The organism is Yoonia sp., assembly GCF_017854415.1.
Lineage (GTDB): Bacteria > Pseudomonadota > Alphaproteobacteria > Rhodobacterales > Rhodobacteraceae > Yoonia.
Map to the genome: position 1 here is coordinate 1 of NZ_JAFMHR010000134.1, position 7,820 is coordinate 7,820.

Annotated in this window: 7 protein-coding genes and 1 pseudogene; 6 read left to right on the forward strand and 2 right to left on the reverse strand. The window is 53.7% G+C overall.

The features are described from left to right. Positions 1-546: pseudogene (locus tag QZ197_RS13270) on the forward strand (AMP-binding protein); the annotation flags it as partial. A gap of 50 nt (positions 547-596) precedes the next feature. Here QZ197_RS13270 and QZ197_RS13275 read toward each other — a convergent pair. After that, a complete protein-coding gene (locus QZ197_RS13275; RefSeq protein ID WP_296432534.1) occupies positions 597-1,541 on the reverse strand; it encodes a LysR family transcriptional regulator in 945 nt (314 codons plus the stop codon). Between the two features lie 121 nt (positions 1,542-1,662). Here QZ197_RS13275 and QZ197_RS13280 point away from each other — a divergent pair, with 121 nt between their 5' ends. Continuing rightward, positions 1,663-1,932 (forward strand): hypothetical protein, encoded by a 270-nt coding sequence (locus tag QZ197_RS13280; RefSeq protein WP_296432536.1) that lies wholly within the window; start codon positions 1,663-1,665, stop codon positions 1,930-1,932. Between the two features lie 310 nt (positions 1,933-2,242). Next, entirely contained in the window at positions 2,243-2,716 is a 474-nt protein-coding gene (locus tag QZ197_RS13285; RefSeq protein ID WP_296432538.1) for a tRNA (cytidine(34)-2'-O)-methyltransferase, read from the forward strand. Positions 2,717-2,724: 8 nt separating this feature from the next. Here QZ197_RS13285 and QZ197_RS13290 read toward each other — a convergent pair whose 3' ends face one another. After that, positions 2,725-4,098, reverse strand: a complete 1,374-nt coding sequence (locus QZ197_RS13290) for a mechanosensitive ion channel domain-containing protein (RefSeq protein ID WP_296432540.1) — start codon at positions 4,096-4,098, stop codon at positions 2,725-2,727. A gap of 177 nt (positions 4,099-4,275) precedes the next feature. Here QZ197_RS13290 and QZ197_RS13295 point away from each other — a divergent pair, with 177 nt between their 5' ends. From QZ197_RS13295 to leuD, 3 genes are all read left to right on the forward strand, one after another. Beyond that, on the forward strand, positions 4,276-5,382 hold the full coding sequence (locus QZ197_RS13295) for a calcium-binding protein (protein WP_296432542.1): 1,107 nt from the start codon (positions 4,276-4,278) through the stop codon (positions 5,380-5,382). 230 nt (positions 5,383-5,612) lie between these two features. After that, positions 5,613-7,019: a 3-isopropylmalate dehydratase large subunit gene (gene leuC, locus QZ197_RS13300; RefSeq protein ID WP_296432544.1), complete on the forward strand. Its 1,407-nt coding sequence runs from the start codon at positions 5,613-5,615 to the stop codon at positions 7,017-7,019. Continuing rightward, positions 7,019-7,624, forward strand: coding sequence for a 3-isopropylmalate dehydratase small subunit (gene leuD, locus QZ197_RS13305; RefSeq protein WP_296432546.1), 606 nt, complete (start codon positions 7,019-7,021; stop codon positions 7,622-7,624). Before leuC ends, leuD begins: the two co-directional genes overlap by 1 nt. Positions 7,625-7,820: the final 196 nt, after the last annotated feature.

Below are 7,820 nucleotides of genomic sequence, written 5' to 3' on the forward strand. Positions count from 1 at the left end.
TGGCCTGCCCAGATGCGCACCGTTTGGGGCGATCACGAGCGGTTCGAAAAGACCTATTTTGCGGACTACAAGAATTACTACTTTACTGGCGACGGCTGCAAGCGCGACGCAGACGGCTACTATTGGATCACGGGCCGTGTTGATGACGTGATCAACGTGTCCGGCCACCGGATGGGCACCGCCGAAGTCGAAAGCGCACTGGTCGCCCATGCGAAAGTCGCTGAGGCTGCAGTTGTTGGATACCCGCACGACATCAAAGGGCAGGGCATCTACGCCTATGTCACATTGATGAACGGCGAAGAACCATCCGATGCGCTGCGCAAGGAACTTGAGGTTTGGGTCCGCACTGAAATTGGTCCGATTGCCAAACCAGACCTTCTGCAATGGGCACCCGGTTTGCCAAAAACCCGTTCCGGCAAGATCATGCGTCGTATTCTGCGCAAAATTGCCGAGGATGACTTCGGCGCGCTTGGTGATATCTCGACACTGGCAGATCCGTCGGTTGTTGAGGATCTGATCGAGAACCGTATGAACCGTAGCAGCTGATCGGTTTGCCCTTTATTTGAGAAGGCCGCACTGCAACGTGCGGCCTTTCTTTAATTGGCAGATTGCATTGGGATCACGTGCTTGCCCGACGAAACCCATTCCGCCTTTCTCATCGCGGCACCTGTCATATATTCCACAAACAGGCGTGCTGGGCTGTCGATAGGGGCGTTTGCCGGATAGATCGCATAGATTTCAAACGGACGCGCGCTTTGATTTGGGAGGACTTGCACGAGTTCTCCGGCCTTGACGTGGTCGATCATCAGGGCTGTTGCCTCGATCAAGAAGCCCAAATCAGCCAGCATGAACTGCCGTCCCATTTCGAAGTTGTCGCAAGACATGACGACCCGAGGCTCGCGCGTTGGGGTGCTTGCCCCGATGAGGCTTGCAAGGGATTTCCAAGGGATTTTGAAGGTTTCGATGCGGTCCCATTCGGCAAGGTCGTCGAACGTTTTCAATGCGGGCCGCGTCGCAATATACCGCGGCGTCGCAAAAACCCCGAGCATCAAGTGTGCGATTTTTTTCGCCTTATAAGAACTGTCGTCCAACCCGTCCACGCGCCCGCGAATGGCCAGATCAAAAGCTGATCCTTCGAGTTGGACACTGTGGTCTGAGACATGCAGCGAAAGCTGGATTTTGGGATAGGCTTTGGCGAAGCCTGTGTAAAACTCGCAAAAAGGCTGGTTTGCGCTTGATGTGTTCATCGTGATCGACAACTTGCCAACCGGCTGTTCGATACGGCGATTGATAGCGGCCAACCCCTCTTGTGCGGCTGTGGTCATCCGCTGTGACGCAGCCAGCAATTCAGTCCCCGCATCCGTCAACGACATCCGCCGCGTCGAACGGTAGAGCAGAGGCGTGCCCAACTGCCCTTCAAGCTGGGTGATGTGGTGGCTGATCACCGATGGCGACAGCTTCAGCGACTTGGCCGCCGCGCGGAACGAGCCAAGCTCGGCCACTGTTTGAAAGATGGCAATCGTCCGTAATTGATCAATCATTGTTCGACCCCATCGAATTATAATTGCGATTATCGCTATCTTATTGGCCAATAGATTCCATGCAATCAATATGTGCACGCTCAATTCAGGGGCGTTTGATCCAGCACAAAGGAACAGAACAATGACCATGATGATTTCAATCGCCCGCGTTTCGACAACCGAAAACCCGACGGGCTCTGCCGTTTATGAAGCCGAACACAAAGCCTTGTTCGGAGATGCGATGACAATCAAAGCAATCCTGCGCGACCCCAACGATGCGTATCAAGTTGCCGTCGTCGGCGAAGTGACAGACCTTGAAAAAGTCCGCAACGTCAGCCGCACGCCCGAAGGCGATGCGTGGATGCGCAAATACGGTTTTGTCGAACAATTGTCCTATTTTCTGGAGGAATGATTGATGTTGGTACTTTCATGGCTGTACGCCCTCTTTTCACCCGAAATCACGCATCTGCCCGAAGTTGGCGATCAGGGAACGGATGATTATGCCTTGTACTATCAGAGCCATTTTATGTTCGGATTTCCGCACGCTTGGCGATAGACATAGCCCACGATCGTGCACTGATATGGTCGCAAATATTTAGAAACGAACCTAAACCGCGCCGACAAGCGCGGTTTTTCACTGGCAACGAGGGGAACTTGGTGCTGTTAAGCCTAACCCTGCTGGGATAACACGCTGCCAGCCTGTGTTGCAGAAAGCCAGTTCAATGCCTGATCCATGCCTCAAGATGGTGCTCGTGACGCCAGAGATTCCGTACAATACCGGTGCTATCGGGCGGACGTGCGTGGCACTGGACCTTGAGCTGATCCTGATAAAACCATACGGGTTTTCAATCGAAGAAAAGGCCGTGCGGCGGGCAGGTATGGACTATTGGAAACATGTGAACCTAACCGAATATGATAGCTGGGAAGCCTTTATAGATGCTCGGCACCCACCGCGAGATGCTATGTATTTCTTTGAGGAATATGGCGCAGGCACAGTCTATGACCCCGAATATCAAGAGGATGCGTATCTTGTCTTTGGCTGCGAATCCAAAGGTTTGCCTGCGGCGATACTGGACGGGATGCACGACCGCACATTTAACTTGCCTATGCTAAATCCAAAGGTCCGGTCATTGAACTTGGCCAATGTCGCCACGGCTGTAATCTATCAAGCAATGCGCAAGCGGCTAGGCGGTTAGCGGCGGCGTTAGGACTGATCCATCTTCACGTTCACCTGCTCGCTTTCGAGCAGTTTTACCTCGCGCTGCGGGAATGGAATACTGATCCCGTTTTCAGCAAAAGCATCCCATAGCGCCAAGAACACATTGCCGCGAATGTTCGTTAACCCGCCTGTAGGGTCCTTGATCCAGAACCGCAGGATATAGTCGACCGAACTGTCGCCAAAGCCCACAATATGACATACTGTGTTGCGGTCACTGAGGACCCGATCCACGCTTTGCGCGGCTGCAATTGCGATGCGCCGTACGTCATGAGGATTGTCATGGTAGGCCGTGCCGAAATGGATATCGAGGCGCACAAAATCGTTTGAGTGCGACCAGTTAACCACCTGTCCGGTGATAAGGTCTTCGTTCGGGATCAGGTATTCGCGGCCATCGCGGGTCACGACCGATACATACCGCGCACCCAGCGAATTGATCCACCCAAAGGTATCACCCAGGCTGATCACGTCACCTGGCTTGATCGACTTGTCCAGCAGGATGATGACGCCGGAAACGAGGTTCGACACGACCTTTTGCAGACCAAAACCAAGGCCGACACCAATGGCACCCGACAGCACAGCAAGGCCTGTCAGATCGATCCCAAGTGCGCGGACTCCAAGGAAAAATGCAGCCCCATAAAACGCGATCTGCACGCCTTTTACGATCAAGACCTGCATAGATGGGCTAATGTCTTCGTTCGCCTTTACGCGGGTTGTCGTCGTTGTTGTAAAGAACCGGGCGAGGCTGATGAGAACGCCTAGGATCACCAACCCTTGGACGAGCAATAATAATGAAAAGCGGACTTCGCCCATGCTAAAGCCGATACTGTCTAGCAGTCGTTCGGCGGAATCGAGAAGGCCGAGGATCTGTAGCGTCGCCCAAGTCCACGCGCCATAACGGACGAATTTGCGCAGTGAGGGGCTTTTGATCAGGCGGGTCGCAAAGACGATGCCAAGCCAAGCAAAGGCAAGCGTGCCAATCACGCTAAGCAGGTAGCTGCGGCTTGGCCATGTCGCTTCGCGCATAGCGAGGATAACGACCCAGATCAGCGTGACAAAAAAGATCGCGCGAAGCCGCTGATGTACGACAACAAGAATGCGCATCCGCCATTTTGGCCAGTTTTCGCGCGATCCCATCCAAGCGCGAATGCGCGGGCCAAGGATCGCCCGCAAAATATGCGCCACCACAAACACGCCTATGGCGATCAGGATTTGATAAAGGTTCCACGTCCGAAACAGTGTTTCGACGAAAAGTTGGCCTTGGGCTAGCAAGTCACTGCTGATGCTCAGGACTTCGTCAATCGCCACTTCCGGGGCGGTCGGAGAGACGACAACCTCTTGTTCTGTTTGGTGTTGTGCCATTTTAACCTGACTGTATCCGCGCTTGTGTCAGCGTCGCATGATCGGGGTCGGACAGGCAAGTGCGTCCGCAACATGGCAACCCTGCTGTCTTTCACCGCTGACGCAAAACCTAGGCTTGTTTGAGCGAGGCCGAAACAGTAACATTTTCCTCAAATGCTGCAGTGAAAGTTAACCGTTATGTCGATTTCCATCATATTGTTACTGGTTGCCGCAGGCGTCCTCATTCTGCCCAGTCTGGGTGGGGATGAAGACGAGGATGAAATTGTCGACAATCGCAGCCAGATTCGCGGCGGTCCAGAAGATGACACTCTGACCGGAACTGCGGGGGCAGACCTTATTCAGGGGTTCTTTGGGAACGACACAATTACCGGCAACGGTGGTTTGGATGAACTCAAAGGCGGTCCCGGCAATGACACTATCACTGGCGGTTCAGGACGCGATATTATTGATGGGGCCAGTGGCGCAGACAAAATATACGGACTTGAGGGCAACGACACCATCGAAGGTGATGCCGATGACGACTATATCGACGCCGGTTTCGGAAGCGACGTTGTCCGCGGCGGCTATGGGAATGATGTCATTTTGGGCGGCCCGGGCGCGCGGCTTGTTGATGGCGAATTGGTTGATGCAACAAATCGCGACGATACACTGCGCGGTGAAGCAGGCAACGATATAATCTATATTTGGGGCGGAAGCGGACTTGCTGTCGGTGGGCAGAATGATGTCGATGAGGCCGATGATTTTGATACGCTGGTTCTGGTCACAGGTAAGGCAGAACTCGACGATCCAGCGGGTGATACGAAGTTCTATGCACTTGCCAACAGGAATGATGATGAAGAAACCCTAGCGATTATTACTGACTTTGACGTGACGGAGCATGAAATGATCCTAACCGTGGATGCGGCGGATGTTGTTAATTTGGGTACTTTACCTGCGTTTAAGGTTACATTCTTAGACACGACGCTCGAGCGGGACAGTGGTGTCGTAGAAGCTGGGACACTTGTTTCGGTTGTGCTGGACCGGCTGACGGATGAAACCGATGTAGCCTATGACAACAGGGTTGCGAATTTCGAGATGTCATCGGCATTCTTCCGCGGTGATATTTTTGCGCAGCCCGGCGTCGGCCTAGATGATGTGGATGTGGCCGTTGCATTTACCAATCAATCCGAAACGCAATATCTTGATGAGATAAGATATGTGAACGTCGTGGATGTCTTGGGTCCAGAAAGCCCTTTGAAATTTGCGGCGACAGTAAACAAAGTCGCATTGAACTTCACACCTTGAATTCCTGATCTCGTATTGTCTTTACGTGACTAGCTCCTAACCCAATAGGCTTGCAGCGTTGGGTCTTGATCTATATGGGCAACCTCATGAAAAAGGTTTTTGACATGGATGATCGCGCACGCCTGCCTTGGCGTTTCTTTGGTGCGCGCAGCACAATCCTAGCCCGCAGGTAACACACTCCGTTTCCGCACGCCTGACGACCCCTGACATTTCAAATACGGGAGAGGACAATGTCCCCCAAAACGATCTATGACAAAATCTGGGATGCGCACGTAGCCCACGAAGCCGAAGACGGCACTTGCTTGCTTTATATCGACCGCCATCTGGTGCACGAAGTGACCAGCCCGCAAGCCTTTGAAGGTTTGCGCATGGCAGGCCGCAAGGTGCGCGCGCCAGAGAAAACAATCGCTGTGCCTGATCATAACGTGCCAACAACACCGGGCCGCGACGATCCCAAGAACATGACCGAAGACAGCGCCATTCAGGTGGCCGCCCTTGATACCAACGCAAAGGAATTCGGCATTCACTACTATCCGGTCTCTGACGTCCGTCAGGGCATCGTGCATATCGTTGGACCGGAACAGGGTTGGACCCTGCCAGGCATGACGGTTGTGTGCGGCGATAGCCATACGGCAACCCACGGTGCGTTCGGCGCATTGGCGCACGGCATCGGCACGTCAGAGGTCGAGCACGTTCTGGCCACGCAAACGCTGATCCAGCGCAAGGGCAAGAACATGAAGGTCGAGATCACAGGCAAGCTGCGCTCCGGTGTAACAGCCAAGGACATTACCCTGTCCGTTATCGGGGCCACAGGCACCGCTGGCGGCACCGGCTATGTGATCGAGTATTGCGGCGAGGCGATCCGTGAACTGTCCATGGAAGGGCGCATGACCGTGTGCAACATGGCGATTGAGGGCGGCGCACGCGCTGGCCTGATCGCTCCGGATGAAAAGACCTATGAGTACTGCATGGGTCGCCCACACGCACCAAAAGGTGCCGCATGGGAAGCAGCGGTCGCTTACTGGAAAACGCTGTTCACCGACGAAGACGCGCATTTCGATAAGGTCATCACGTTGAAAGGCGAAGATATTGCACCCGTTGTTACTTGGGGTACATCGCCAGAAGACGTTTTGCCGATCACGGCAAATGTTCCAGCCGCTTCCGATTTTACGGGCGGCAAAGTGGGCGCAGCGCAGCGTTCGCTTGACTACATGGCGCTGACACCCGGCACACCGTTGTCCGAGATCGAGATCGACACAGTCTTTATCGGCTCTTGCACCAACGGCCGGATCGAAGACCTGCGGGCGGCTGCGGCCATTCTAAAGGGTAAGAAAAAGAAAGACGGGTTGCGGGCGATGGTTGTCCCCGGATCCGGTCTTGTGCGCGCACAAGCCGAAGAAGAAGGGCTTGCGCAGATTTTCATCGACGCAGGTTTCGAATGGCGGCTTGCTGGCTGTTCCATGTGTCTGGCGATGAACCCAGATCAATTGGCACCGGGCGAACGCTGTGCGGCCACATCCAACCGTAACTTTGAAGGACGCCAAGGTCGCGGCGGACGTACGCACCTGATGTCCCCTGCAATGGCCGCTGCAGCAGCCATCACAGGCAAACTGACCGACGTGCGGGAGATGATGTAATGCAAAAGTTCACAACACTTAGCGGGATTGCCGCACCGATGCCTTTGGTCAACATCGACACCGATATGATCATTCCAAAGCAGTTCTTGAAAACGATCAAACGCTCTGGTCTTGGCGTGAACTTGTTTGATGAGATGCGCTATGATGATGATCGCAACGAGATTGCAGATTTCGTGCTGAACAAGGCGCAGTACCGCGATACGCAAATCCTTGTCGCGGGCGAGAACTTTGGCTGCGGGTCATCGCGTGAACATGCGCCGTGGGCGATTGCTGATTTCGGGATCACTTGCGTGATTGCGCCGTCTTATGCGGACATCTTCTACAACAACTGCTTTAAGAACGGCATTCTGCCGATTGCCTTGCCGCAAGAACAAGTCGATGTGTTGATGAAAGACGCTGAAAAAGGATCGAACGCGCGGATCGAAGTTGATCTGGAAGCACAGACGATCACCTCTTCAGATGGGGATGTCTTTAGCTTTGAAGTCGATGCCTTCAAGAAGCATTGCTTGATGAACGGGTTGGATGACATCGGTCTGACGATGGAAAAAGTGAAGTCCATTGATCAGTTCGAAGCTGCGGCGTCTGCCGCACGCCCCTGGGTCTGAAGTTAGTTAAATTACCTGAGAAAGCCGCATTATTTGCGGCTTTTTTGCGTTTTACGAGCGTGAAAAGCAATTTGGGTCGTGGGTGCTAGGGAACGGCGTTGGCGCGCATTGGTGAAAATTGAGGCCAAATTTTCGAAATTAGGTTGCAATACGGCACCACTCCATCGCCAATTTAGCCATTATTTAGAGTTTCTTA

Coding starts and splice junctions, on each gene's coding strand:
- QZ197_RS13275 (WP_296432534.1), bottom strand. CDS start 1,541: ATGATTGATCAATTACGGACGATTGCCATCTTTCAAACAGTGGCCGAG.
- QZ197_RS13280 (WP_296432536.1), top strand. CDS start 1,663: ATGACCATGATGATTTCAATCGCCCGCGTTTCGACAACCGAAAACCCG.
- QZ197_RS13285 (WP_296432538.1), top strand. CDS start 2,243: ATGCCTGATCCATGCCTCAAGATGGTGCTCGTGACGCCAGAGATTCCG.
- QZ197_RS13290 (WP_296432540.1), bottom strand. CDS start 4,098: ATGGCACAACACCAAACAGAACAAGAGGTTGTCGTCTCTCCGACCGCC.
- QZ197_RS13295 (WP_296432542.1), top strand. CDS start 4,276: ATGTCGATTTCCATCATATTGTTACTGGTTGCCGCAGGCGTCCTCATT.
- leuC (WP_296432544.1), top strand. CDS start 5,613: ATGTCCCCCAAAACGATCTATGACAAAATCTGGGATGCGCACGTAGCC.
- leuD (WP_296432546.1), top strand. CDS start 7,019: ATGCAAAAGTTCACAACACTTAGCGGGATTGCCGCACCGATGCCTTTG.